Here is a 26,475-nt window from a genome sequence, read left to right on the forward strand (position 1 = left end):
AGAACGATGCCCGCCACAGATGCCACCTCCCGCCAGCCGGGTGCTCGCGTGCGTCCGCGCGCACGCTTCAAGACGCCGCCGCCCCGTTACCGGCGGCTCGGAACCGGCAACGCCACCGTTGCCACCGCGGCCGGCGCCGCCGCCCACCCTGCCGCCGCGCCCGCCGTCCCGGCCGCCGCAAGCGCAGGACTCGACGACGGCCTGCAGGGCGACCAGACCCCCTACCGCATCCTGATCGTCGAGGACGACCGCTGCCAGGTACTGTTCGCCCAGAGCGTGCTGCACGGCGCCGGCATGCAGGCCGAGGTGCACATGCAGTCCGACGGGGTGATCGAGGCCATCGCCCGCTTCAGGCCCGACCTGGTGCTGATGGACCTGCACATGCCCGGCAAGGACGGCATGACCCTGACCACGCTGATCCGCCAGCGGCCCGAGTACCTGCACCTGCCGATCGTGTTCCTGACCGGCGACCCGGATCCGGAGCGCCAGTTCGAGGTGCTGGAAAGCGGCGCCGACGACTTCCTCAGCAAGCCGATCCGCCCGCGCCACCTGATCGCCGCGGTCTCCAACCGCATCCGCCGCGCGCGCATGCGGGTGCCGCCGGCGGCGGCGCAGGGGCCGGCGGCCGGCGGCGCCGGGACCGGCCTGCCGGCCCGCGTCTTCCTGCTGCAGGACCTGACCGAGGCGTTCCAGCAACAGGCCGTCGGCGGCCGCTTCTTCGTCGAAATCACCCCTCCGCCGGGCCTGCAGGGACGCTCCGGCACGGACCCGGCCAACCCGCCAGGCGGCTAGAACCGCTCATTTCCCTGCACTTCGTCACATAATGGATCCAAGCCAGGGGGAAGACAGATGCCCGCCACTGATGCCACCTCCCGCCAGCCGGACGATCGCGCGCGTCCGCGTGGACGCCATGAAACGCCGCCGCCCCACTACTGGCGGCGCTGGACCGGCGATGCCGTCGTTGACGTCGAAGCCACGCCCGCGCAGGCAGCCTTGTCCCCCCCGCCCCCCACGCCCGAACCCGTGTCCACCGCCCCCATCACCGCTTCCGTTGCAGCCAGCACCGCCGGCGCGGCTGGCGCTCCACCCGGCCCCGCCGCCGCACCCGCCGGCCCGACCGGCACCGGCGAGGGCGCCGACGGCGGCCCGCAGGACGACCAGAGCCCCTACCGCATCCTGATCGTTGAGGACGACCGCGGCCAGGCGCTGTTCGCCCAGAGCGTGCTGCACGGCGCCGGCATGCAGGCCGAGGTGCAGATGCAGTCCGACGGCGTGGTCGAGGCCATCGCCCGCTTCAGGCCCGACCTGGTGCTGATGGACCTGCACATGCCCGGCAAGGACGGCATGACCCTGACCATGCTGATCCGCCAGCAGCCCGAGTACCTGCACCTGCCGATCGTGTTCCTGACCGGCGACCCGGATCCGGAGCGCCAGTTCGAGGTGCTGGAAAGCGGCGCCGACGATTTCCTCAACAAGCCGATCCGCCCGCGCCACCTGATCGCCGCGGTCTCCAACCGCATCCGCCGCGCGCGCATGCGGGTGCTGCCGGCGGCCGCGCAGGGGCACGCGGTCAACACCGAGACCGGCCTGCCCACGCGCGCCTTCCTGCTGCAGGACCTGAACGACGCCATCCAGAAGCAGGCCGTCGGCGGCCTGTTCTTCATCGAGATCGCCAGCGCGCTGAGCCTGCGCGAGCGCTTCGGCTACGCCAGCTTCGAGCAGCTGATGCACCAGGCCGGCCGCCAGCTGGCGCAGATCGCCGCGCCGTACCCGCTGGCGCGGCTCAACGACAACAGCTTCCTGGCGCTGGCGCGCGGCCTGGACGAGAATGCGCTGGAGGCCCACGCGCAGGGACTGCGCGACGGCCTGACCCGCAGCGCCTTCGAGATCAGCGGCCACGACCCGCTCAACCTGCGCGCCTCGATCGGCTACACGCCGCTGTCGCTCGGTTTCGCCGACGCCGGCAGCGCGCTGGAGGCGACCGAGCGCGCGGTGCTGCAGGCGCGCCTGAAGCCCAGCAGCCTGGCCGCCTACGAGCCGGCCCAGCCGCAGGACGACGCCCCGCGCATCGCGCTGGAGGACGGCCAGTTCGAGCTCGCCTACCAGCCGATCGTCGCGGTCACCGGCAGCGACCAGGCGCAGTACCAGGTGCTGCTGCGGCTGCGCCAGCCGGACGGCTCGCTGCTACCGGCCTCTCAGGTGATCCCGGCGGCCGAACTGGCCGGCGGCATCGCCCAGATCGACCACTGGGTGCTGGAACACGCCCTCTACGTACTGGCCGAGCGGCAGGCGCAGGGGCCGTCGCTGCGCCTGTTCGTGTCGCAGTCGCCGCGCACGCTGGCGCGCGAGACCCACGCGCAATGGCTGCTGGAGACGCTGGCCGCGCGCGGCATCGAGGGCACCTCGCTGGTCATCGACCTGCGCCTGGCCGACGCGCTGATCCACACCGTCACCCTGCGCGACTTCTGCCACCAGCTGATGCCGGCCGGCGTGCAGTTCTGCCTGAGCCAGTTCGAGCCCGGCGCCGAGGCCGACGCGCTGCTGACCCAGTTGCCGCTGGGCTTCCTGCGCGTGGCCAGCCGCTATGCCAGCGCGCATGCCGACCCGGCCCTGCGCGACGAGCTGCGCGCGGTCATCGACCACGCGCACCGGCTCGGCCTGCAGGTCATCGGCCAGCAGATCGAGGATCCGCAGGCGGCCGCCGCGATGTGGATGGGCGGCGTGGACTTCATCCAGGGCAACCTGGTCCAGGCCGTGGGCAGCGAGCTGGGGTTCGATTTCCACAACGCGGTGCTGTAACCGGCGCCGCGCGTGACCGGTGCGTCGCGCAGGATGCGTATCGGCTTGCAGCAGGGGGAGAGTGATGCCGACCATTGATGCGATGAACCCCGGGCTGTCCCGCACCGACGGGACCGGCCGGGTGGACCGCCGCGCCGACGACGGCACGGGCGGATCGGCCTGACATGCCCGTCTTGCACGAGCGCGCACCGATCCTGCCCTGGCTGGCGCTGGCCGCCGCGCTGGCGACCGTGGCCGCGCTGCTGCCTGCGCTGCTGGGCCATCCCGGTCCCTGGCTGACCGTGGCGATCGCGCTGGGCGCGCTGGGCGCGCTGCTGGCGATCCTGTCCGGACTGCGGCTGCGCACGCTGTGGCAGCGCCTGTCCGGCCTGCACGCCCGCGCGACGATGGCCGAATCCGAGCGCGACACCCTGCGCCGCGAACTGCAACGCCACAACCAGCTCGAACAGCAGCTGCTGCAGGCCAAGCAGGCGGCCGAGTCGGCGGCGATGGCCAAGGGCGAGTTCCTGGCCACGATGAGCCACGAGATCCGCACCCCGCTCAACGGCATCGTGCCGATGCTGGAGATGCTCGCGCGCGCGCCGCTGGCGCCGGACCACCGCGAGATGCTCAAGACCGCCAGCGCCTCCTCGCACCAGCTGCTGCGCATCGTCGACGACATCCTCGACTACTCCAAGCTGGAGGCCAACAAGCTCGAGCTGGAGATCACCGGCTTCAACCTGCGCGAGCTGCTGGACGGCGTGCTGCAGCTGATGCACCGCCCGGCCGAGAACAAGGGCCTGCGGCTGAGCCTGCAGCTGGATCCGGCGGTGCGGCTGCCGGTGCGCGGCGATCCGGTGCGGCTGCGGCAGGTGCTGACCAACCTGATCGGCAACGCGATCAAGTTCACCGAGCGCGGCTCGATCACCGTGGCGGTGCGCCGCCTCGGCGAAACCGCCGCCCAGCACCTGCTGCGCTTCGAGGTGCGCGACACCGGCATCGGCATCGACGAGGCCACACGCGCGCGGCTGTTCCGCTCGTTCAGCCAGGCCGACGCCTCGACCACGCGACTGTACGGCGGCACCGGGCTGGGCCTGGTCATCTGCAAGCGCATCGTCGACCTGATGGGCGGGCGCATCGACGTGGTCTCGCAGCTCGATCACGGCTCCACGTTCTGGTTCGAGGTGCCGCTGATGAAGGTCGTCGGCGACCTGCGCCCGAGCGGCGGCGGCGGTCCGGACCAGGGCCGCGTGCTACTGATCAGTCCCGATGCGCGCCTGCGCCAGCGCATCACCCTGCTGCTGTCCAACTGGGGCATGCGCATCACCACGGTGGAGACCACCCAGGAAGCGCTGGACCGCCTGCGCGCCGGCAGCACCCATCCCGGCAGCGACTACATGGCGGTGCTGGCCGACATCTCCGGCATCCGCAGCACCGCGCGCGCCCTGCACCGGGCGCTGGCGCGGCGCAGCGATCCCGAGTCCATCCGCCTGATCTGGCTCTACAACGACGAGGCGGTGCCGGCCGAACTGCAGGCCGGCAGCACCCTGCTGCCGCGGCAGGCGCCCGACGCCGACCTGCGCGCGGCGCTGCTGGACACGCCGGCGGCCGATGACACCGTCGCCGCGCCGGCGACCATCGAACTGTTCCCACCGCCTGAGCACCTGCCGCCGCCGCCGCAGCCGGCCGTGCTGTTCTCGCCCGCCCGCCCCGCGCCCTCGCCCCTCGCGCCGGCGGCCGAACCGCCCCCCGCCGAGGGCGTCCGCCTGCTGCTGGTCGAGGACAACCCGGTCAACCTGCTGGTCGCCGAGAAGCTGCTGGCCGCGCTCGGCCATGCCTGCCAGACCGAGCCCAACGGCGACCTGGCGCTGAAGCGGATGAGCGCCGAACCCTTCGATCTGGTGTTCATGGACTGCCAGATGCCGGTGCTGGACGGCTATGCCGCCACCCGCCGCTGGCGCGAGCACGAAGCCGCCAGCGGCGCGACCCGGCGCCTGCCGATCATCGCGATGACCGCCAACGCGATGGCCGGGGATCGCCAGCGCTGCCTGGACGCCGGCATGGACGACTACCTCGCCAAGCCGGTCGCGCGCGAGCAGCTGGAAAGCTGCCTGCAGCGCTGGCTGCCGGACAAGACCCGCCTCGTGCTGCGCGGCGCGCCTGCCGCGGCACCTCCACCCACCGACGAGAACCCGGTGCCCACGCCGATGTCAGCCGAACATTCGACCACGGTGCCGGCCGCGCCGGTGCTGGACCAGAGCATGCTGGAGGAACTGCGCGAGATCGCCGGCAGCGAGACCACCCGCATCATCGCCCTGTTCCTGGAAGACGCGCCCAAGCTCATCGCCACGCTGGAGAAGAGCGCGAGCCTGCCCGATCTGGAAGCGATGCGCGACGCCGCGCACACGCTGAAGTCGTCCAGCGCCAACGTCGGCGCGATGGCGCTGTCGGCGGCGGCCAAGCGGGTCGAACTGGGTGCGCGGGCGATGAAGCTGGACCGGCCGGCGGTGGCGGTGGCGCTGGTGATCGCCGAGTACGCGCGCGCGCGGATGGCGCTGCAGGGCTATGCCGCCCAGCAGCTCGGGCAGCCGCTGGGCACGATGCTCGCCGAAGGTCAGTCTTCCAGCTTCGTCAGCAGGTAGTTCGGCTCGCCGATGCGATCGATCAGCGACAGCTGGGTCTCCAGCCAGTCGATGTGCTCCTCTTCCTCTTCCAGGATGTCGGCGAACAGCTGGCGGCTGACGTAGTCGCCGACCTTCTCGCAGTGCTCGATGGCCTCGCGCAGCAGCGGCACGCCGTCGTGCTCCAGCGCCAGGTCGCACTCGAGCAGTTCGCGCGGGTTCTCGCCGATGCGCAGCTTGCCCAGCGCCTGGAAGTTGGGCAGCCCATCGAGGAACAAGATGCGCTCGGACAGCTTGTCCGCGTGCTTCATCTCGCCGATGGATTCCTTGTACTCGTGTTCGGCCAGTTCCTTCAGTCCCCAGTTCCGCAGCATCTTGGCGTGCAGGAAATACTGGTTGATGGCGGTCAGCTCGTTGTAGAGCGCCTTGTTGAGGAATTCGATGACCTTGGCGTCGCCTTTCATGGCCGGCTCCGGTTGACGGGAGGGCCAGAGCCTAGCGTTTTTCGCCCCGCCGCTGACGGAACGCGAATCGTGTACATCTTCCGGATCGCCCGGACGGCGTCATCGCCGGGGAGGAGGCGGCGCGCCCGGCCGGGATGGCAGGCGGGGATCAGGCCGCGCGGGACAGATCCAGCAGCGGCGGCAGTGCGGCGCGCTCACCGTGCACGCGATCGATCATCGCGCTGGCCGTGTCCATGCAGCTGCCGCAGCTGGAGCCGCAGCCGGTGCGCATCGTCAATTCGGCCATGCTGCGGCAACCGCCCTCGGCGGCTTCGCGGATCTGGCGTTCGGTAATCCCGTTGCAGATGCAGACGTACACGGCGGTGGAACCTGGCTGAAGGCCGGAGCGGCCCGTGCCTATTCCACCGCGAATGAGAATGATTGTCAATTCTTGGAAGGTTCGCCCTGCCCCGGGGCGCCCTGCCGCGACCTGAACGGGCCACGCTTGCGCGGGCGCTGGCGGGAGCGGCCCGGCTCGCCCAGGCGCAGGTCCACCGGCGGCACCGCCTGCGCCCCGGCCACCCGGCGGGCGTACTGGGACAGGTGATCCAGCGCGCGCGCGTAGACCCCGCGCTTGAACAGCACCACGTGCTCGAGCGGGTACCAGAAATCCACCCAGCGCCAGTGGTCGAACTCGGGCGATTCGCTGGCGTCGAGCCGCACATGGCCCTCGTCGCCGACCAGCCGCAGCAGGAACCACACCTGCTTCTGGCCGATGCAGACTTGGCGCTCGTTGCGGCGGATGGCCCGGTGCGGCAGGCGGTAGCGCAGCCAGCCGGGGGTCGTGCCCAGCACCTCGACGTGCTCGGGCAGCAGCCCGGTTTCCTCGCGCAGCTCGCGGTACATGGCCTCGACCGGCGTCTCGTCGGTGTTCATCCCGCCCTGCGGGAACTGCCAGCCATCCCGGCGCACCCGGCGCGCCCAGAACACCCGGCCGTCCGGGCTCATCAGCACGATGCCTACGTTGGGTCGGTAGCCGTCCGGATCGATCACGATGCGGACTCCATGAAAATCAACTGGCTGCGAATGTGCCACGCGACGGCACGGCCGACAACCCGCCAGGCCGGGATTGACACGTGCAAGCCGGATGGGAAGAATACGCGGTTCAGGTTGCGCGGCCGCAGCATGGCCGCCCGGGCACGCCCTTGCGCTTACCCGGCCATGACAATCTGGAATTCTGGCTACGTAGCTCAGCCGGTTAGAGCACGGCACTCATAATGTCAGAGTCACATCTGTAGAATCTCAAAACTTGGCTATGTAGCTCAGACGGTTAGAGCGCGAGACTCATAATCCCGAGGTCGGTGGTTCGATTCCACCCATAGCCACCAGATTTTCCTAAAAAATCAATGCGTTAGGTGATGAAAGCCCGCTTCCGACGCGGGCTTTTTTTGTGACAGTTCGACTGTCACATCCAGATTGGAGGTCACTTCTGAAGGGCCGCCGCAAGCCCTCCCCAAAAGTCGCCGAAATGGCCTGTGACAGGTTCTGTGACAGGTCCAAGTGTCACAAGCGCGGGCGATCTCGCGAAAACGACCCCAACACTCAAATCAGGCCTATGGACAACCATGGCCTCACGAAGTCCCTTGCATGACGTCGCCAACGCTGAGAATCGTTCGACGCCCCGCGCGTGTACACGCTCTACGTGGACAAGCCCATGCAGCGCCTGCCGTCTATTAACGTCGGACTGCCGATCATCAAGGATTGGTCCAAGCCATCAGCCCTGTCGATCCACGCAGTTTCTCGGAAACTACAGGCGTTGATCTGTTCGATGAATCCTGCACTCGCGATGTTCGCGCACGCCTAGAACCGACCCAGGCTGCGCCTTGAAATCTGACCCGGCCGCGGAACGGGGTTGAGGCAATACAGCTGGTCCCAGCCAATGCCTCGCAATAGAACGGCCGCATAGCAGTCAGAGAGGGGCTCTCTCTCTCCGGATCGAAGCGCCACCGTCTTGCGAAGACGCTACTTCACAGCCTCCGCCAGCAGATCCGGAATTTGGCCGGGCGCGAACGCCACCGCATGCGCCCAGACGCCGAACCCTCCCCTCTGGTTGACTCCCTGTACCCAGACAGCAAGCGCCGAACGTTTCGCGCGGCTCTGGTCATCGTCGACGCCCTTGATCTCCAGCACCAGGGTCCTGCCGTTAGCCAGCCGGATCAGGAAGTCCGGAAGGAAGCGCCGCCTTGAACCATTCCACATGTAGTGGACCTGGAAGCCGAGGTGGTCGTTCTTGACGTAGCTCACCACGTGCTTCGACGTCTCGAGAACATTGGCGGCGTAACCCTCCCAGCTGCTGTCGCCCACCACATGGCTGATCTGTGACCTCACGGTAGGCACGTTGGGCTTGGTGGTGTACCAAGTGCGCATGTAGCGGGTTGAGCCGATCGGCATGTCTTCGTCGAAGATCAGCTCGAACTTCTCGGTGTTCTGCTCATACACGTAGCGCAGGAGGTGTTCGACGATGCGATCGACGTTGAGCGTCAGCAGGATCCGCTTCCGCAACGGCTCCTGGTGGAACAGGTTCGGAATCACCAGCCGGTCGGAGTCGATGAACTCCTCGACCAGACGGATCAGCTGGTAGACCAGGTACTCACGACCACCACTGAAGCTGTCCTTCATCTGGTCGTAGGCCTTGCGCGCCGCCAGGAAGATCAGTCGCTGCAGGCGGAACTGCTCGGGAAGCAACTCCAGGTCGATGACGTGGATCTTGCTCCAGTCCGTCGCACCGCCCAGGGCCGGTGCGATCTCGGCGGAGATCGGCGTCTCCTCGGGCTTGAGCTCCAAGGGCAGCACCTCGTGCCAGCGCACGGCCAACACCGGCTTCACCACGGGATCCACCCGCAGCACGTTGGGCCAGCGGATCTCCAGGCTGTTGCGCTCCGACAGTGACTCGATCTGCGTGCTCGGCTTGGGAGGCGGAGGCGTCGGGCCTTCGCCATCGTCCTGGAAGATCGACAGTGGCACGCCGAAGACGTTGACGTACTCCGGCAGGAATAGCCCGTTCTCATCGGTCTCATAGCTGACCCGGCGCAGGCCGCGTCCGATCACCTGCTCGCACAGGAGTTGGCTGGTAAATGCGCGCAGGCCCATGATGTGGGTGACGTTCTTGGCGTCCCAGCCCTCGGACAGCATGGCGACCGAGATGACGTTTTGCAGCCGCTGTCCTGCGGTACCTCGCTTGCCCACGTTGTCGACGATGGCTCGGAGGACCTCCTCCTTCTTCATCGCCAAGAGCGCCTCCCTGCGATCCTCCGGCAGGCCCGATGCCTCCACGATCCCCTTCAGGCGTGCCTCGTAATCCTTGTCAGCCGCCGCGGCCTCACCGATCTCGGCCTTCTCCAGCACCTTCGAGTCGACTCGCAGCGTCTTCTCCGGGGCGTGCAACTCGGGCCAGAAGGCGTCACCGCTGGTGAAGTAGCGCTCGATGCGGGCGGCGGTCTCGGTTCGATTGCAGACCGTGAGCATCACCGGCGGCGATGGGTGCCCGCTCTCTTCCCACTGCTTCGCGGCCTCCAGCCAATCGGCTCCCAGCAATGTGTAGGCATCCTGGACCAGTTTTGGAAGGGGATCCTCAGGCTTGGCCGCCTTGCGGTTGAGATCTTCCGAGACTTCCGATTCGCGGTAGAGGTGGTACAGCTTCGAGCGCAGCTTCGCATTGGGGAGCGCGCTGTCGCGCACCACGACGCGAGGTGTCTTGACTAGCCCGCCTTCGATGGCATCGTTCAATCCGAAGTCGGACACGATCCAGCCAAACAGTCCCTCGTCAGTGTTGGTCTTGCCGGTCGGCGCGAACGGCGTAGCCGACAGATCGAAGCAGCGGATGATCCGGCGAGTTCGATGCAGCCGATCGAGGCCCTCGATCCAGCGCGTAGCCTCCTCCAGATCAATGCCCCGCTCTTCTGCATCCTTTTTGCTGATCTTGACGTCAGCCGGTTTCCGGTAGGCGTGGTGGGCCTCGTCGTTGATGACGATGATGTCCCGATACGATGCCAACTTGCCGAGCACCCGACGCGTGAACGCCTCGTCGCTCTCCGCGCCCTTCCTGACCACGGAACGGTCGGGCTGCTTGAGCGGCATCAGCGTGTGCCAGTTCTCGATCAGCACCTCAGCCTGGTTGAGCTTGTGCCGCAGCGCTTCAGAAGGGCACAGCCCGAACTCGTCGTAGACATTGGTCGGATTGCCGGGCAGCAGTACCTGCAGGCGCTCACGCACGGTCAGTCCAGGGGCGACGATGAACACCGCCCTGGAAAAGTCCTTGTTGCGCTTGGGATAGGCCAGGGCGTTGAGCACCTGCCAGGTGATGACCATCGCCATCACCGTGGTCTTGCCGCTGCCGGTGGCCATCTTGTTGCAGACGCGCTCCCACGGGCCGCCATCACCCTCAAGGAAGATGCCCTGCTTGAACTCGGCCGTGGCCTCGACCCACCAGATGAGCGTCTCGATGGCTTCGATCTGGCAGAAGTAGAACGGCAGCATGCGGGCGGTCGAATCCTGCCAATGCACCAGCAGGGATCGGGTCACCTGGGTCACACCCGGATAGTCCGCCTCACGCCACTTTTGCACTCGCTCGCGGATCCGGTTGACGAGCTTGAGCTCCTCCACCCGCTTCGTGTTGTTGCGGGTGTCGAAGACCTCGTAGGCCGCAGGGCGGCGGCCTTCAACCAGGTTCAACGCGGTACCTGAGCCCTGCTGCCAGTGGCGCCCCGGCTCCTGGTAGGGCGAGTTGATGATCAGGGACTTGGGGCCACTCACCGCGCATCCCCCAGAGTTTCAGCCTTCGTCCTGTACGCCTGGTCCTTATGGCTTGGGGTGCCCGGAAACCGCTGCTCCAGCAGGCCGTCCCGCACCATGTCACGGACATAGCTGTCGCGTAGGGTTTCCTGCCGCCGGTTGAGCAACTGCGAAAGATCTCGCAGTCGCAAGAACCTTCCCTCACAGAGGGCCAGAATGGTGCGGAGAACCACTTGCCTTGGCGCAGCCCCTCCCCTTCTGACCGGTCCTGCAATCCCCAGAAGCTTGGGATCCTGGGCTGGATCCAGATGCTCCGAATCCGGGGGGCTGGACCCCGAATCCGGGGGGCTGGAGGCTGAATCCGGGGGGCTGGCCCCCGAATCCGGGGGGCTGGAGGCTGAATCTGGGGTCATCGAGCCCGAATCCCGAGGCACTCCAGTGGCGCCGACCTTCCCGCTCTCGGGTTCGACGAGGGAATAGCGCGTCCAACGCCCCTTGTTCGCAGCTGTCAGGAATCGCTTCTGCACCAGATCCTTGAGCATCCGGGTGATGTCTACCCGATGCAGCGACAGCATCTCCTGCAATCGCTGATTGCTCACCTCTCCCTCCACCTCGGCCGCAACCAGCGCCTGAATCTCATCGGCAGAGCAGCCATCAAGCGTCGAACCGAAACGTTCGCGCAGGGCTTCCATCGCCACCTCAGGCAAGGTGCTGATCATCGGCAGCCTGAGCTGCACGCGATCCGGGCGCCAGGTCTGCAGCAGGCGCGGCGATTGCCAGTGTTGTGCCGACCAGCTCGAACGGATCCGGTCCAATCCGGAGCCGGCCTTGTCGCCGGCACCCAGCTTCTGGAACATGAGCTGCAACGACTTGTTGCGACACTCGCTGATGCCGCCGGTGGACAACTGCTCACGTGACAGCAACAAGGTCCCGGGGTTGGAAAACTCAAGATGATCGAAGTAGCGGTCAATGACAATCCCGCCCTGACCGGAGTGGTCTGCATGGATCAACGCATTGACCAGAGCCTCCTGCAGGGCCTCATGAACCGATGTCGTTGCTCGTCGATAGCCTTCGGCATCCAGCTGAAACGGTTGCTTGATGCCCGGCCCGACACCGAGCTTGACGATGACCCGCTGGTAGAACTGGAACAGGTTCGCTTCCCAGTGTCCATCGGGCGTGAGCCGGTCCGTCCAGCGAATGGCCGGGTCGTCGGAGAAGTGCTCCCGATAGTCCAGATGAAAGCCGGGCACCGCTGCCGGGTCACGGATCGCAGCCTCACGGCCGAACATCAGCAGGCCTGCCAATGTCACGCCTTCCTTCCCGGAACGGCGATCACGCCGCCACCCTCCAAGCTTCTCCAGCAACCCTCGATCGTCTTCCGCCAGCCATGGGTTGCTGGGATCAAGAGACGCAAACCGGTTCCGGAACTGCGCCAAAGATTGCGGATGGATGTCTTCCATCCCGAACCCTTCAAGGATTCGACTGTCAACAGGCTCTTCGGATTGGTCGGCAAACATGCGCCTGACCTCATCCTCGGTACACCTGTAATCGCCTTCGTAATCCCGGCGATAGGTACCGTTGAACGGATCCTTGCCCACGTAGACTGGGCGCTCGCGACGCCCGGCCTGCGGCACGCGGATGCGGATCAGCGCCCTGCCATCATCAGGCACACGCACGATCTCCACGTCCACATCCGTCAGCAGGTTCCGGCTGACCTTTTCCCGATTGTTGAGCAGATTGTGGATATCGCCCTTGAGCTTTTCCGGGTTCTCCAATCCCTGAAACCGCAACTGCCCGTCGCTGCCCTGGGAGATGCCCAGCCACAAAGTACCTCCCGCGGTGTTGGCAAACGCGCTGTACGTTTCCCAAAGGCTGGAGGGGAGCCCCCCACGACCGGACTTGTACTCGACGTCGGCCCCCTCGTAGTACGACAGGTCATCGAAGAGGTCCAACTGCTGCGTTCCGATGCTCATGGCACTGCCAGCACCTTCAGCGACTCGATGCCTCTGTCATCCACGATCTTCACCGCCACCTTGCGGTTGTCACCGGGCTCGAACGGCAGGCTCACCGTACCGTGCAGCTTGTCCAGCCGCGACTCGTCCAGCTCGGCGCGGATGGTCCTGCGGAGCTTGTTCCAGCCGTCCTTGGCCCCGGCCATGGGGAAGAAGACCTGGCGGGGGAACAGGCTGCGCTCGTCATAATCGGTGTCCAGACTCCAGGCGGCGATGTTCTTCTTGCCGCCAGACTCCAGCTTGCCGGTGGTGGTATTGAAGTAGTCGAAACCGTTGACCTCCACCTCGTAGCGGCCGTCCTTGCGCTGGCGCAACTCCACGTCGGGCTGGCCCATCAGCCAGAAGCTCTGGTTGCTGCGCGCCTTCTTCTTCAGGTCTTCGGTGAGCAGGTCGGTATTCATCTGCGCCTTGAGGGCAGTGATGCCCTTGGTGGCGTCGATGTCCTTGGCCGCCTCCGGGTCGAAGGTGAAGGCGCAGAAGACGATCATCTTCGGACGCGGGAACAGGTCGCCGGCCGCACGCATGGCCAGCTCCACCTGCTTCTGCTCCAGCGCTCCGTGCTCGGGGCCGAAGCTGACCACCACCCGCTCGCCGGCCTCGGTGTGGCCGATGCAGTGGAGGTGGCGCGTGTCGGGCAGCGTCTCCAGATCGGCGAAGTGGATCATCTGCCCGCCCTTGCCGCGGATGCCGGTGCGCAGCAATTCGTCGCGCCAGGTGTGCTGGCGCAGCGACTCGCCCAAACGCGCCACGCTGGCGTCAGCCTCCTGCGGCTGCTCGCTCTCTTCCAGCGACAGCACGCTGGGAAACGGCACCGCCTCGACAGTGAAGGGGCCGGTGATGCGCAGCTTGTCCTTCGACACAGCAGGCTGGTCGTAAAGGGTTTCCTGGTCGGCGTGGGCGGCGATGGATTCGTCCATCTTCTTCTGCATCGTCTGACGGGCGGCGTGGAAGGCGTCGAAGGATTCGCGTACAGCAGGCTTCCAGTCGGCCGGGAAGTCGAAGGGCACCTCCCACTCGTGCAGCGCATCGCCTTTATCGAAGTCCAGCGTGGTACCTTTGCGTGCACCTTCGGCAGCCTTGAAGGGTGCACCGCCTGACTTCAACGCGGCGTTGAGCCTTCCGAGCGCCGCATCGATCGCTGGGTGCATTCGCTCATAGATGTCATCGATGTCCGGGTTGTTGGCGATCGACTTAAGAGTGACGTGCGGCACCGTCCTGTAGATGAAGCCGCCGCGCAGGCCTTCGTGCGGGTACTTCAGTTCGTAGTAGTCGTAGCTGGCGGTCATCAGCCGCTGCTTGGCAAGCGTGATGGCAACGCGCGACGTGTCGCAAGTGATCCAGCGGCGTCCCCACTTCTCAGCGACAAAAGCAGTGGTGCCGGAGCCGCAGGTGGGATCGAGCACGAGGTCGCCGGGGTCTGTCGTCAGCAGCAAGCAGCGCTCAACTATTTTGTTGCTAGTTTGAACAACATAGACTTTCGGATCTGCTCGATCTTGAACAGCGCCAGCAATGTCAAACCAAGTGTTGGTTATAGGCTTAGCTGGAAAGTCGTCAAAGTACCTGACATAGCGAATTTTCGACTTCGGAGTAACGTAGAAGCGGCGCGACCTAGCCAATCGTCGCATTCCGTGAGGTACGGGCGCCTTCCAATGATTACCCTTCCCAGGGTGCAGGGTAATTCCAAAATAGTCGAAATTTACGGTAGCTGCACCTTCACCTTGCGACGTTGGATCACCGTCCGTGAAGACTCGCCCCTGGCCAGCCAGGAGCGAGGGATTCATCTTCTCCTCCCGAACCAATGCTCGACGGCTGCCGTCAATCTGCTCAACCTGATCGTAGTCCTCGTGCACGGCATCGTCTAACGTTTTCTCGAGATACTGGCGCCGATACTTCACTTTACTAATGTCTTTCGCGTACCACAGCACGTAATCACCCTTCCTGCTTAGTGTTGCCGAAGGGAAGCCACCCGTAGTTGAGTAGGCAATTAAGGAAGAGAAGTTCTGGCCGCCGAAAACATCATCAAGAAGGTTTCTCACACGATGAAGATTCTCATCCGAGATCTGGACAAAAATACTTCCTGATTCGTGCAGCAACTCTTTCGCAAGTAGCAGCCGATCTCGCAGGTACGTCAAGTAAGAGTGGATGCCTAGCTCCCATGTATCCCGGAACGCCTTGATCATTTCCGGTTCTTGGGTCAGGTCCTCGTCCTTGCGATCCTTCACGTCGCGCTTGTTGACGAAAGGCTGGAAGTTGCTCCCATACTTGATACCGTAAGGCGGGTCGATGTAGATCATCTGCACCTGCCCGGCCATGCCTTCCTTCTGCACCAGGCTGTTCATCACCAGCAGCGAGTCGCCGGTCACCAGGCGGTTGGCCCAGCCGCGGTCGTGCTTGTAGAACTCGATCGCCTCCCGGTATGGCAGCGGTTCTTCAAACCAGGCGCGGAACATGTCGCCAGTGCCGCCGTGCTCGCCCTTCTCCTTCCGCAGGCGCTTGCGCACCACGGCCAGGACGCTGGCCGGGTCGATGCGCTCGTGTACGTGCAGGCTGACGGTGTCTACGTCGAAACTGGTGCGCTCGGCCTTGCCGGTCCAGTTGAGGTAGGGCTCAGCCTGGCGCCTGAGCTGCTCCAGGGCCTCCCGCATCACCGCCTCGTCGCCGCTGGCCAGCGCGTCGTCGATCAGCTTTTCGATCTGGGCGCGGCCTATGTCGAACTGCAGCGCCGGATCGATATGCGGGTCGTAAGCCCAGGTGGTCTTCGGCTGGTCGGGGTCGGTCTCGGGGGTGACCACGCCCACGTCGGGGTTGTTGCGGCGCTTGTCGGCGTGCTGATACGCAATGATGCTTGCCGAGGCGTCCTCGCCCCGGCGTCCGGTGGCCTTCTTGCCGGCCTTGGCCTGCCTGACCTTGGGGGCCTTCGCCTCTTCAGGCACGGCCTGCGCCTCCAGAGTGAGCGGCGTCCCAGCCTCCAGCACGCGCCGGACGGAACCGCCACGCCCACGGCCCGTCCCGACCTGCCCGGCTTGCACCAGGGCGTCACGGACGGAGAAGTAGGCGTCCTCATCGACCTCGACACCCAGGCCGGCGGCGATCAGCTCCCTCAGGCGCCCATTGCCGATCGTGCTGCCATCTTCCGGCAACGTGTCGAGAATCGCTGCGCGGATGTCCGCTGCCGACGCCTTGGCCATTCCTGAGGTCCCCTAGTCTCTTCCCGCGAGACCTCGATCTTACCTGTCCGACCGCATTGCTTCATCGGTGCCGTTCCCGGTGCCAGTCTCACAGACGCTGCGAGGGCTACCAAGAAGCGGCGATGCCGGGCTGATCGTACCTAAGCCCCTTGCCATCAGAGTCGATCAGGCAGACATCGAAAGTCGTCCCCAGTCGGTCAACAGGACGCCCTGGAAGCGTAATTCAGCGCGATAACGACGGAGTTAGGCGAGCTTGTTCGTCCCTCAACAACACACACTGCCTTATCGAGGAAGCAACCACGAGCAGTGATGTCACGCAGGAGAAATTGCACGTATGTCCGGCTGATCAACTTGGCGGGTTTCTCAGCCATCCTTGGCGTCCCGCTCGCCCAAATGGAGTCAATCAGGAGGCTGCCTGGCTTCCCTTGCCCCGAGCTCGCCCCCGGTGAACTTGAAGAGCAAACGACCCCGACATGCACCCTACGAGGGTCAAGCGGCGCTGACCCCGACACTGTAAGCGGCTCAGGATCGATCCAGCCGATCCAGCAACAATGGTAGCGCCTCCGCAGCTCCGGCCTTCAGATGCACGTCCGCCAGGCTCGAGTGCCCGGTGTCCTCCGGGTTGACCAGTACGACCTTGGCTCCGTGCTGCCGGGCAAATCCGACCAGTGAGGCTGCCGGCTGAACCATCGCCGAGGTGCCGATCACCAGCAGCAGGTCACACTCCCGAAGCCAGGCGGTCGCCTGATTCCAAGGTTCCTCCGGCATCTGCTCCCCGAACCAGACCACGCCGGGGCGGATGTAGCCACCGCAGTGGAGGCAGCGTGGGGGTGCCAACCGCAGTTGCGGGCCGTCAGCCGCGTCAGCCGGGACCACGAATTCGGGATGTGGGCGGGCACAGGCAAAGCAGCGATGCTCGAACAGCCCGCCGTGCAGGTGCGTGATCCGCGTAGACCCGGCCCGCTCATGCAGGTTGTCCACGTTCTGGGTGACGATCGCGAAATACGGCCAGCGCCGGCTCATGACTGCCAATGCCTTGTGACCGGCATTCGGCTGCGCCCGGGCGACCGCGCCCATGCGCCACATGTACCAGCCCCAGACCAGTTCCTTGTCCTCCCGGTAGGCCCTCGGCGTGGCCAGTTCCTCCGGCTCCCACCGAGACCACAGGCTGCTGTGGGTGCCCCTGAAGGTAGCCAGGCCACTCTCGGCCGACATGCCTGCGCCGGTCAGCGCAGCAGGCCGCTTGCTGGCAGCCAGCAGGGATGCCGCCAGGTCCAGGTCTTCGGGGCGCACCGAATGACGATAAGGATCAACCACCGCCTTCATCCCTGGTGCACCCCCCTTTCACGAGGACATTGACTCCGGTTTTCTGGAATTTCTTTTCATGTTGCATGGTGACCCTGGCGCAATGGGATTCGCTGGTCATGCCGTAGATGACTACCGCAGACGGAGACGATACAGGCTGGCCGTTTATCAGGAGAAATACATAGATTGTGAGAGAGAACATGATTGTCCTTTGATTCTTGTATAGGGATTAGCTCTCGCCATCACCACTGGTTGATTCCGCACTACCGCACCACGGATTGAATTCAAGGTCGAACCAGAACTCGCTGATAGCCTCATACGCGACTTTTTCCCGCGCGGCCATGTAGTCCTCCTCCCAGTCCTGTTCGGGGAACGTCTCGCGGAGCTTGGCGGCATCCCCTGTCTTCAGCGCGGTAACCGAGACGAGTATCCGGTCGAACCTCCTCCTGTTCTTGTCGAAGCGAAGCTCCTGCCGCACTACCTCCATGCGGACATCTTCGAACTGCTCCCGCATCGGCATGCGCTGAAGCTCCCTTTCGATTCGCTCGGGCATGAAGGCGTATTCGCATGCCACGGCCTTGCCGGAGTCAGGATCATTGCAATCTCCGACAAAAACCGGATCCAGCAGATCGCATCCAGTTCCTTCTGCAGGCGCAGGGAAATCATCGAACCCGCATGGCTCTTGCCATGCACTTCCCCATCATCCTCACTCACCTCGTCGTCCAGGATGATGCAGACTTCCTCCTTCGTGTATCCCCGCCCGCCCGCAACAGGCAGGTCGTCGGGAAGCGGCGTGCTGCTTTCCAATGCCGGAAGCGGAAACTCCCTGGGCCCATCCATCCATTCACCTTGCACTAGAACTCCCCCTTTGAATTTAGCCTTGCCTGGCGAGGCCGGACTACCGACCCATCATCATCTGCAGTTCCGCCGCCTTGCCAGGGTTCAGCGCACGGATTCGGTCCAGCAGGGGCGGATGGGTACTGAACGAGAAGCCCTTGGCCCCCGAGCGGAAAAACATCGGATTGACGGACTGGACGAGATCCCCGATGTCGGAAGGGAACTCGTTCGATTCCTGGCCAATCTTTATCAGCACGCCCACCAGGCCATCGCTGTTGGACACCATCCGCACCGCGTCCGCATCGGCCCTGAACTCCATCTCGCGGCTGGCTGCGGAGTCAATGACCGCCGCCGCAAACCACCCCATGGCACCCAGTGCTGCGATGACTAGTCCAATCAATCCCAGCGCGACGGCTACGCCCAGCCCCTCCTTGGATCCAGACCCAGCCTTGCCAGCCAGCAGCAGGATGATTCCGCCAAACAACGCAAAGCAGACCAACCCGAAGAGCCCAGCCGCAAGCCACCGGGTCTGGTCGATGTCCTCGTGCTTCAGGTGCGCCATCTCATGCGCCACCAGCCCCTGCAGTTCATCCCGCGTCAACTTGTCCAGGGCACCCTGCGTGACCGCAATGGCCGTACCCAGTTCCGGCCTGCCGGCAGCAAAAGCGTTGATTTCGGGGCTGCGTTTCATCACGAACAACATGGGCATCCTCACACCTGCGGCGATAGCGACTTCCGTGGCCACGTTCCTGTATCGCTTCCATGCCTCATCCTTCGGTTCCAGCGACACCAGGTCCGCCCCCAGGGCGCGGGCAACCTTCTCGCCCGAACCACTAAGTCGGCGGTACTGATACAGCCCACAGGCACCAATGGCGAAGACCAGGAACAGGACGAACTTCAGGTTCCCGTACGAGGCGAACTCCATGCTGAGCAACCACACAGCCACCAGGTCGACGGCCAGCACGAATCCACACAGAAACAGCGCCAGGACCATGGCCAGGCGTTCAACCCGCTGGCTTCGGTTGGCAACGACGATGGGATTGGTCATTCGCTACTCCTGCTGTCGTGAAGTGCACTCTTGAATCCCTCGGCGACCCTCAGCCGGTCGCCAGGCGACATCTCTGTCACGGCCTGCTGAACCCCCAGGACCCCACAGGTGTACTGCCACCGATAGGCCGCCATCAGTTCCACCAGGCCTTTCGGTGAGTCCAGCAAACCCGGCGCTTCCAATTGTTCGGCGGTGTCCCTGAGCGTGTCGGCCAGGAACTCGTCCGTGCCCGCGCACACCTGTTCGAAAGTTCCGGCCCAGACCACGAGCAACTCCTCCTGCCCGGCACCCAGGCGCCCAAGCACGTCTTCGTCCAGGGCAGGACAAACGGCCAGCACCTCCGAAAACACCTGCCTGCAGGCGGCCTTGCGGTTCGCGGGCAAGTCGATGGCCGACCACACGCCTTCGACCAGAAACGACACGGCCTCGGCCTCACTGGCGAACCAGTTGAACCCGCTGGCGGATTCGAAGATGCCCGGGGCCACCAGCAGCAGCCCGTACGGAAACTGTCGTGGGTCGCGCCCGGTCGGCGGGGTTGCCACCGACCGGGCCGCCTCCACACCCGGGGCCTCAGCCACCATTGGGCAGCCGCCTCACGGCCTGGGCCCGGTAGCCGGGGTTCTGCGCCTCGGCCGCGCGCTTGGCCTCGTCGGGCGTACCCGCGTGGACCACCACCTTGAAATTGATGCTGCCACCGCCCGGGCGACTCATCCTCACTTCGTACTGCGCCATGTAACCTCTCCTTCCGTTGTGGGTGGGCGTCATTGCCAACCTGGAAGAGAGCTTATGTATGGCGTTACATTTTTTGTCTTGCCTCTCGCCTAGACCAGCGCCAAGCCTTTTCGATGTACACGGGCTGCTTGGCCATTGCGGTGCAAAGCCGGCGGAAGTTGGGGTAGATGCCCACTCGCCCCGGGTCGAGCCGATCAGCATCCGAGCAGGCCACCGGATCAGCCTCCATCTGCCCATTGCTGTGCCCGTGGCAAGCCTGTTGCAGCAAGGCGAACACTGGGGCCTCCAGGTCGATCATCAGTCCGCGGCCACGCAGCCATGTGGCGTACTCGGCCGCACGTGGACCATGATCCGGATAGACCCATCGTTCATCCGCTGCGAGTCGTGCAGGACCGCGAAGTACATCGGAGCATCCATGTTCTCGGCACGGGCCAAAGCCACGCCATGGAACCTGACGCGATCCCAATGCGGCGCGCCATGGATCCCATGCCACTGCCACCGGAACTGCCGGCGAATTTCTCGCATCAAACCCGGTGGCACAAGGACATTCAGTCAATCGTCATCGCCGGGGACGAAGTCCACTTGTGCATCGTTGTACATGGCAGCCCTTCTCAAGGAGTCTCGCCAAAACCGACGCCTCTGATTTTCCGGTGACAGGATTTCCACACTGAAGGCGTACTGGGCAAGGAAATCGAAAAGATCATCCCCGAAGTCACTCCATCCGTGATACTTCTCACGTACTTTGGGGTACCTGAGACGGCAAACCACCCAGCCTTCCAGGTCCGTACCGATGACTTCCATGTTCTTGTGGATCCATGTACCGGACCAACGGCTCATCAATCCAGGTTCGACTCGCAATTCGGCCACATCAGAACCTTCCGTCCACTCCCGGGCGCGCCCGTACTGCGTAAGCACACTTTCTAGTTCCCCTTTCTCCCGATACAGATAGATGGGCCGAAATTCAGCCTCCTCGTCAAGGAGTGTGGCTTCCTTGATCTTCGACAAGGGAATACGCAGACATTCCACGATCTCGGAGCGGTCTCCGTACCGATCCACCCCTTCATAGTGCGGATATACGAGTATTTCCGGAATGTTTGGCAGTGTCAGGATGTAACGCGAGATGCTCACTTTCACGGCCTCGCCGCCGAACGGCTCATTCTCATCTGCCGGGTCCAACAACAACCGGACTTTTCTTTTGAGCATGATCGCGTCCTCGACCACACTCCGGACGTGGTCATCGATCTGCTGTGACATGAAGAAGTGATACGTGGATGGGCGGAGCAACAATGCGTCCAGCCATCGCACCGTGGGACTTGTCGTACGGAGGTCCTTGAACTTCTCTTCAGCCTCCCGCCGGTATTCCTTCACGTCTTCCTGGACCTTCAATGGCATGGTCCAATCAAGCACTCCACTAACAGCCTTCAGCGCTGTCCAACCGGAGAACTTTTCGACGTCCAGATCCTCACGTTCGGCAACAAGCTGCTTGCTCGCCTTCCAGACCGGCTCAGCCAGGCTCCCAATCTTCCTGCTGGTTTTGACGAGGTAACACGGCCTCATCTGGTCACCTCCAAGCTTCGATTTGCTTGAAGTCTTGCCTTCCAACTCTTCCAAGCTTCGCTTCAGCTGCTGCAACTGGGCTAGGGCCATCAATTCCTCATCCGTCTTCACCCTGCGCTTCCTGCGTTTCCTCTCAGCCGCCGCCGCGCCCCCAAGACCCATTTCCTCAGAAGCACCCTCCTCGGCTTGCGGCTTGTTTCTTGCCCTCTCTTTTCGCTTGTTGGCCTGGGCCTCAGCCGCGAACAAGTGGGCATCCCCACGTTCAACCAGAGCGTCCATCACCTCCCTCAAGGTGAATTTCTCCCCCTGTTTGTCGTAGAAGAACTCTTTCACGGCTTCCAGCCGTGCCTGAATTTCGTCGCGTCGTGCCATGAGTAATCTTGTCCTGTCGTCATCCGCCGGCCGGCTGGATGAACCCGATATTCATTCGGTTCACACCACTACGCCCCGACTGCTCCTTGAGCAACAAGGCCAGCAGCCTGTCGGGAGTACGATTGTCCTTGACCACGCGTGCCTGCCTCAGGACATTGGCAAAGTCGCCTGGCACCAGCATCTTGAGCTTCCGCAGCCAGGCCTCGTCCAGGGGCTGTCCCTCCACACCAAGTACAGCCAACAAGTCGGCATACATCATGCACACGCCCTCCGGCTTCAGGTAATCCAGCTTCACCTTGAAGTCGAACCGCCTGGCACTGGCCTCGTCCAGGTTTTCTTGCAGGTTGGTCGAAGCAATGAACACGCCTTCGAACGACTCCATGCAGGTGAGCATCTCGTTGACCATGCTGACCTCCCAGGAGCGCTGTGCCCGCGAGCGGTCGTACAGCAGGCTGTCGGCCTCGTCCATCAGCAGCACAGCCCCTTCGCTGGCCGCCTCCTCGAAGGCCCTGCGTATGAGCTTCTCGCTTTCTCCGACATACTTCCCCAGCAGGTCCGAGGCGCGTCGTACATGCAATGGATGGTCGATGCGCGCCGCCAACTGCCTGGCCCACTCGGTCTTGCCCGTCCCCGGCGGACCGTACAGGCAAACGCGCACCGCCGGAAACTCTGCAATCGAATCGGCCAGCCCGGCCATGTCCACTTCCGCATTGATGCACTCAATCCGGTAGGGCAGCCCTTTGATGGAAGAGACCTGGCGCGCCGGCAGGTCCAATGCCTTGCGGGTATTGCGTTCCAGCGTGTCCAGCATCACTTCGGCCGAGAAGCCGCACGGCGGGTCCAGTATCCGCAGCACCTCACCCATCCGTTCCAAGTGTCCCGGCGCCATGTCCTTGTCTGTCTTGAGCGCTTCCAGACGTTCGGCACCGACCCTGGTACCGGCGAATGCTTTGTCCACCACGCGGGCACGTGCCTCGGCCTTGGGCGAGGACAACTCCATCACGAAGTCGAAACGCCGCAGGAATGCCGGGTCGATGTGGGCGATTTCATTGCACACCCAGAACGTCGGGCGTTCGTTTTCCTCCAGCAGGCGCACCAGCCAGCCCTTGTGGCGGTCACCCCCCTTGTTGCTATGCCTAGACCGACCAAAGGGCGGCTCAACCGGGAACACATCCTCCACCTCGTCGAACAGCACCAGCGAAGAGGCCTGGGTGCGCAGGATGTCCTGGACCGCCGTCAGGGCAGTCAACCGCTTCCAATGAGGCAGCGGGTCCTTGTCCTCGTCCATGGACGGCACCTCCACCAAGCTGGCCTGGACCTCCTCGGCTACCGTCCGCACCAGCTCGGTCTTGCCGGTGCCGGGGGCACCGTACAGCAGGATATTGGCCCCCTTGCGACCAACAAGCATTGCCTGGCGCACGTATTGCACCAACAGGCCCACTTCCGTCCCTTGATGGTCAAAGTCCGCGATGCCGAGCTTGGCCTTGTCACTCAGCCGGAAGAACAGCCCCAGCATCTTTTCCAGCGTAGGCTGGCCGCGCAGGGCCTTGGTCGCCGCACGGTTGAACTCCAGATAGAAGAACATCGTGGTGCCATGGTAGAACCCGATGTTGAACGGCTCATTGGTACGAAACGGGATTTGCCGACGCAGCGATTCGGACATCGTCTCCATGTCGTAGCCCAAAACCCGACCGAAGAACTCGGCCACCTCGTCTTCGTCCACGTCCCTGAAGACACTCAGCAACTTGCGCAGCGGCTTGCACCGGTTGGCGTGCAGGGCCAGTTCCAGCAGGTCGCGGGTGGGTGCGTCGTACTCGAATACGCGAGACAAGCCTCGCGCGATGTCGGCCATTGGCATGCAGATGGTGCTGGTTGAGTTTTCGAGTTCATCCAGCATTTCATGCAGGCGACCCCGGACGAGGTCGCCATCGATGGCCGATTCATCCTTGCCGAGCAGGCCAAACTCCCGCAACAGGCTGCGCATGAGGGGGGTGCCGAATGCCTCTTCCTCGTCGTTCTTATCCTTGAGGGTTTTCAGCACCTCACGCATCACCCGCAGGCACATCAGCCGGGCATCGATGCCCATACCTTCTTCAGCAGGCATGCCCGCATGCCGGCCCACGGCAGATGCACCCGACTCGGGAAACTGGACGACCTTATTCATTCCTCCACCTCCGGATAGTCCGGTGCGGTGCAGGGAAGCAGCGGGATGCACTCCAGCCCGGCCTCGAGTTCGGCGAGGCCGGTCTTCACGCCTGCCAGGAACACCTGCAGGCGGGCCTGGGTGCGGGCCTTGCCGACGACACCCGCGCGTCGACCGGCCTTCCGGCAGATGGCCTGCACCGCATCGGTAGCGTTGAAGGCATCCCCCAGAGTGGCGGGCGTCGGATGGGAGATGGCCAACTGGGCGGCCTCATGCAGCCCGGTCTCCACGGCCTGGACCAGTGCCAGAACGTGACGACGCAGGGTAGCGTCGCTGGCGATGCCAGGAATGCTTGCGATGTTGCCACTACTGGCGCGGCAGGCCAGGAAGCCCCGGCGGATGAGGGCTGACCCGTTCAGATTCCTGACCTGAGTGGGTGGGGCGGGACGGGTTTGGGTGGTCTGCATGTCGGTCTCCGTGGTCGTTTTCGATGGAACATAGCCTAGGGATGGACCGACATTTATTGTCGGCACCCATCGATCTACAGAGCCAATCCAACCAACGCCCCGGGAATTTGCATCCAACTACCCGCCATCTACGCCCATATCACTTGAAACCGACAGTTCTTATACCTGCCGTCCGTCTCCAAACAAGAGACGCGGCGGCCATACAGTCCGATCCCGCGTCCAACCATCCTCTTTTGCGCGCGACATTTTTTGTATGCGCCATGTTCCCATGCGGCCTCCACCACCTCAACCAGCCAGGACCTCAATGACCCAGCCCGCCCTCCTCCTCGTCTTCTCCCTTCTCTCCCTCATCGCCGGCGCAGGCCTCACCTGGCTGGCCATGCGCAACAGCGCCTCCCTCTCCGCGGCCAAGGCCCGTGCCGAGGCGGGCACCGAGTTGGCGGTGGTGCAGACACAGCTCAGGGAACGCGCTACCCGCATCGAGACCCTGGAGAAAAGCCTGGAGGTCGAACAGCAGGCGCGCATCGCTGCCGAGAACAACGCCGCCGCGCTGGTCGCCAGGCTCGAAGGGCTGAACCAGCAATTCCAGGCCAAGGAACAGCAGTTCGCCGAAAAGGTGGCCTTCGTCGAGGAAGCCCGGGTGCAACTGGCCGACCAGTTCAAGAACCTGGCCAACGAAATCCTCGAAGAGAAGGGCAAGCGGTTTGCCGAACAGAACCAGACCAGCCTGGGCAGCCTGCTCAATCCGTTGCGGGAGAAACTGGTCGAGTTCCAGACCAAGGTGGAGGACGTGTACGTCAAGGAAGGCAAGGACCGTAGCGCGCTCGCCGAACAGGTCCGGCAGCTCATGGGGCTGAACCAGGAACTCAGCGAGGACGCCAGGAACCTGACCAGCGCCTTGAAGGGCGACAACAAGGCCCAAGGCAACTGGGGCGAACTGGTGCTGACCCGCGTGCTGGAGGCCAGTGGCCTGCGTGAGGGCCACGAATACCGGCCGCAGGCCTCGCACACTCAGGAGGACGGTCGTCGCCTGCAGCCGGACGTGGTGGTCGACCTGCCCCGCGGTCGCAGTTTGGTCATCGACTCCAAGATGTCGCTGACTGCCTACGAGGCCTACGTGTCCGCCGACGGCGACCAGGAACGCGATACCGCCCTGAAGAACCACATTAGCTCGGTACGAGGCCATATCCGCAACCTGCAGGGCAAGCAGTACCAGTCGATGTACCAGTTGCAGACCTTGGACTTCGTGCTCATGTTCGTTCCCGTCGAACCGGCTTTCATGGCAGCGGTGAATCACGGCGAGAACCTGTTCAAGGAAGCCTGGGACAGCGGCGTGCTGCTGGTCAGCCCGTCAACGCTGGTGTTCGTGCTTCGCACCGTGGAGTACCTGTGGCGCCAGGAGTCGCACAACCGGAATGCACAGGAAATCGCCAAGCGCGGTGGCGAGTTGTACGACCGCCTGTGCGACTTCGCCAAGGAACTCGAAACTGTTGGCGACCGCCTGAAGCAGGCGCAGACCAGCTTCGACAACGCCCGGAACAAGCTGGCACACAACCGGGGCAGCGTCATCCGCCAGGTCGAGATGCTGCGGAAGTTGGGGCTCAAGCCCAAGAAGTCGCTGCCTGCCTCCTTCACACCTAATCAGGATGAAGAGGACAGCGATGGCGAAAGCGCGAACATCGACACGCAGAACCTGCTCGAAGCGGCGGAAACGGAAGCGGATACGGTCGGTGCCGACCAGCGACGTCCCCGCACGCCTCGCGCCGACAGTAACCTGGCGCGGGCCAAAGAGCTTGTCCGCAACCATATCGAGGGCAACGAACCTGCAACCATCAAAAGCATGATAGTCGAACAACTCGGACTCTCCCCCAACGTCGCCAACACCTACTACTACCAAATACGAAAGCAGCTGCTGGTTGAATCAAGCCACCAGGGCGAGTAGCTCCTTTTGAATCCACTGACCCAACCAATCCGAACAGATACTGGTCAAGATGGGCTACAAGCACGCGTGGCCCAGCCATGTTCTACGGCTCAAAACTGTTTTGACCGACTCCCTACTTGGACTGACCCTTCCGAGGTATGACTATGTGCAAGACTCGACCGGCTTCCTGCTGGAGCTATGCGTGGCCTTGGGTATGGACCGTGAAGCCAGCGCCTTGCGCATAGACGACATCGCCACCC

Annotated in this window: 19 protein-coding genes and 1 tRNA gene; 6 read left to right on the forward strand and 14 right to left on the reverse strand. The window is 64.0% G+C overall.

Annotated elements, in window-relative coordinates; translation table 11 throughout:
- Positions 1-6 precede the first annotated feature (6 nt).
- The 3 genes from AAG688_RS15885 to AAG688_RS15895 all read left to right on the forward strand — a co-directional run bounded on the left by AAG688_RS15885 (position 7) and on the right by AAG688_RS15895 (position 5,420).
- Positions 7-792 (forward strand): response regulator, encoded by a 786-nt coding sequence (locus AAG688_RS15885; protein ID WP_411833157.1) that lies wholly within the window; start codon positions 7-9, stop codon positions 790-792.
- A gap of 57 nt (positions 793-849) precedes the next feature.
- Positions 850-2,799, forward strand: a complete 1,950-nt coding sequence (locus AAG688_RS15890; RefSeq protein WP_411833158.1) for an EAL domain-containing protein — start codon at positions 850-852, stop codon at positions 2,797-2,799.
- 164 nt (positions 2,800-2,963) lie between these two features.
- Positions 2,964-5,420 carry an ATP-binding protein gene (locus AAG688_RS15895; protein ID WP_411833159.1) on the forward strand — a complete coding sequence of 819 codons (2,457 nt, stop codon included), beginning with the start codon at positions 2,964-2,966 and terminating at the stop codon, positions 5,418-5,420.
- On the opposite strand, the gene bfr is transcribed toward AAG688_RS15895, so the two are convergent.
- The 3 genes from bfr to AAG688_RS15910 all read right to left on the reverse strand — a co-directional run bounded on the left by bfr (position 5,393) and on the right by AAG688_RS15910 (position 6,895).
- Complete coding sequence (gene bfr / locus AAG688_RS15900) at positions 5,393-5,863, reverse strand: bacterioferritin (RefSeq protein WP_411833160.1); 471 nt, start codon at positions 5,861-5,863, stop codon at positions 5,393-5,395. The genes AAG688_RS15895 and bfr overlap by 28 nt on opposite strands.
- Before the next feature lie 148 nt (positions 5,864-6,011).
- Entirely contained in the window at positions 6,012-6,221 is a 210-nt protein-coding gene (locus AAG688_RS15905; protein ID WP_411833161.1) for a bacterioferritin-associated ferredoxin, read from the reverse strand.
- Positions 6,222-6,286: 65 nt separating this feature from the next.
- The gene (locus AAG688_RS15910) at positions 6,287-6,895 is read right to left on the reverse strand and encodes an RNA pyrophosphohydrolase (RefSeq protein WP_411833162.1); all 609 of its coding nucleotides are present in this window, start codon (positions 6,893-6,895) and stop codon (positions 6,287-6,289) included.
- 258 nt (positions 6,896-7,153) lie between these two features.
- Here AAG688_RS15910 and AAG688_RS15915 point away from each other — a divergent pair.
- Together AAG688_RS15915 and AAG688_RS15920 are read left to right on the forward strand one after the other, a co-directional pair.
- Positions 7,154-7,230, forward strand: a tRNA-Met gene (locus AAG688_RS15915).
- Between the two features lie 326 nt (positions 7,231-7,556).
- On the forward strand, positions 7,557-7,706 hold the full coding sequence (locus AAG688_RS15920; protein WP_411833163.1) for a hypothetical protein: 150 nt from the start codon (positions 7,557-7,559) through the stop codon (positions 7,704-7,706).
- Between the two features lie 158 nt (positions 7,707-7,864).
- On the opposite strand, the gene AAG688_RS15925 is transcribed toward AAG688_RS15920, so the two are convergent.
- The 11 genes from AAG688_RS15925 to AAG688_RS15975 all read right to left on the reverse strand — a co-directional run bounded on the left by AAG688_RS15925 (position 7,865) and on the right by AAG688_RS15975 (position 24,294).
- Complete coding sequence (locus AAG688_RS15925; RefSeq protein ID WP_411833164.1) at positions 7,865-10,654, reverse strand: BPTD_3080 family restriction endonuclease; 2,790 nt, start codon at positions 10,652-10,654, stop codon at positions 7,865-7,867.
- Entirely contained in the window at positions 10,651-12,606 is a 1,956-nt protein-coding gene (locus tag AAG688_RS15930; protein WP_411833165.1) for an RNA-binding domain-containing protein, read from the reverse strand. The genes AAG688_RS15925 and AAG688_RS15930 overlap by 4 nt, the downstream gene beginning before the upstream one ends.
- A complete protein-coding gene (locus AAG688_RS15935) occupies positions 12,603-15,833 on the reverse strand; it encodes a site-specific DNA-methyltransferase (protein WP_411833166.1) in 3,231 nt (1,076 codons plus the stop codon). Before AAG688_RS15935 ends, AAG688_RS15930 begins: the two co-directional genes overlap by 4 nt.
- A 522-nt stretch (positions 15,834-16,355) precedes the next feature.
- Positions 16,356-17,159 carry an SIR2 family NAD-dependent protein deacylase gene (locus AAG688_RS15940; RefSeq protein WP_411833167.1) on the reverse strand — a complete coding sequence of 268 codons (804 nt, stop codon included), beginning with the start codon at positions 17,157-17,159 and terminating at the stop codon, positions 16,356-16,358.
- A gap of 208 nt (positions 17,160-17,367) precedes the next feature.
- On the reverse strand, positions 17,368-17,691 hold the full coding sequence (locus AAG688_RS15945; RefSeq protein WP_411833168.1) for a hypothetical protein: 324 nt from the start codon (positions 17,689-17,691) through the stop codon (positions 17,368-17,370).
- A 345-nt stretch (positions 17,692-18,036) separates the two neighbouring features.
- On the reverse strand, positions 18,037-19,023 hold the full coding sequence (locus AAG688_RS15950; RefSeq protein ID WP_411833169.1) for a M48 family metalloprotease: 987 nt from the start codon (positions 19,021-19,023) through the stop codon (positions 18,037-18,039).
- Positions 19,020-19,604 (reverse strand): hypothetical protein, encoded by a 585-nt coding sequence (locus AAG688_RS15955; protein WP_411833170.1) that lies wholly within the window; start codon positions 19,602-19,604, stop codon positions 19,020-19,022. Before AAG688_RS15955 ends, AAG688_RS15950 begins: the two co-directional genes overlap by 4 nt.
- A complete protein-coding gene (locus tag AAG688_RS15960) occupies positions 19,594-19,755 on the reverse strand; it encodes a hypothetical protein (protein WP_411833171.1) in 162 nt (53 codons plus the stop codon). The genes AAG688_RS15955 and AAG688_RS15960 overlap by 11 nt, the downstream gene beginning before the upstream one ends.
- Before the next feature lie 552 nt (positions 19,756-20,307).
- Positions 20,308-21,684, reverse strand: a complete 1,377-nt coding sequence (locus tag AAG688_RS15965; protein WP_411833172.1) for a hypothetical protein — start codon at positions 21,682-21,684, stop codon at positions 20,308-20,310.
- 19 nt (positions 21,685-21,703) lie between these two features.
- Positions 21,704-23,848, reverse strand: coding sequence for an AAA family ATPase (locus AAG688_RS15970; RefSeq protein WP_411833173.1), 2,145 nt, complete (start codon positions 23,846-23,848; stop codon positions 21,704-21,706).
- Positions 23,845-24,294: a hypothetical protein gene (locus AAG688_RS15975; RefSeq protein WP_411833174.1), complete on the reverse strand. Its 450-nt coding sequence runs from the start codon at positions 24,292-24,294 to the stop codon at positions 23,845-23,847. Before AAG688_RS15975 ends, AAG688_RS15970 begins: the two co-directional genes overlap by 4 nt.
- A gap of 304 nt (positions 24,295-24,598) precedes the next feature.
- Here AAG688_RS15975 and rmuC point away from each other — a divergent pair, with 304 nt between their 5' ends.
- Entirely contained in the window at positions 24,599-26,236 is a 1,638-nt protein-coding gene (rmuC, locus tag AAG688_RS15980) for a DNA recombination protein RmuC (RefSeq protein WP_411833175.1), read from the forward strand.
- The last annotated feature ends 239 nt before the right edge of the window (positions 26,237-26,475 follow it).

Origin of the sequence: Pseudoxanthomonas mexicana (assembly GCF_046736355.1) — a bacterium.
Lineage (GTDB): Bacteria > Pseudomonadota > Gammaproteobacteria > Xanthomonadales > Xanthomonadaceae > Pseudoxanthomonas_A > Pseudoxanthomonas_A mexicana_B.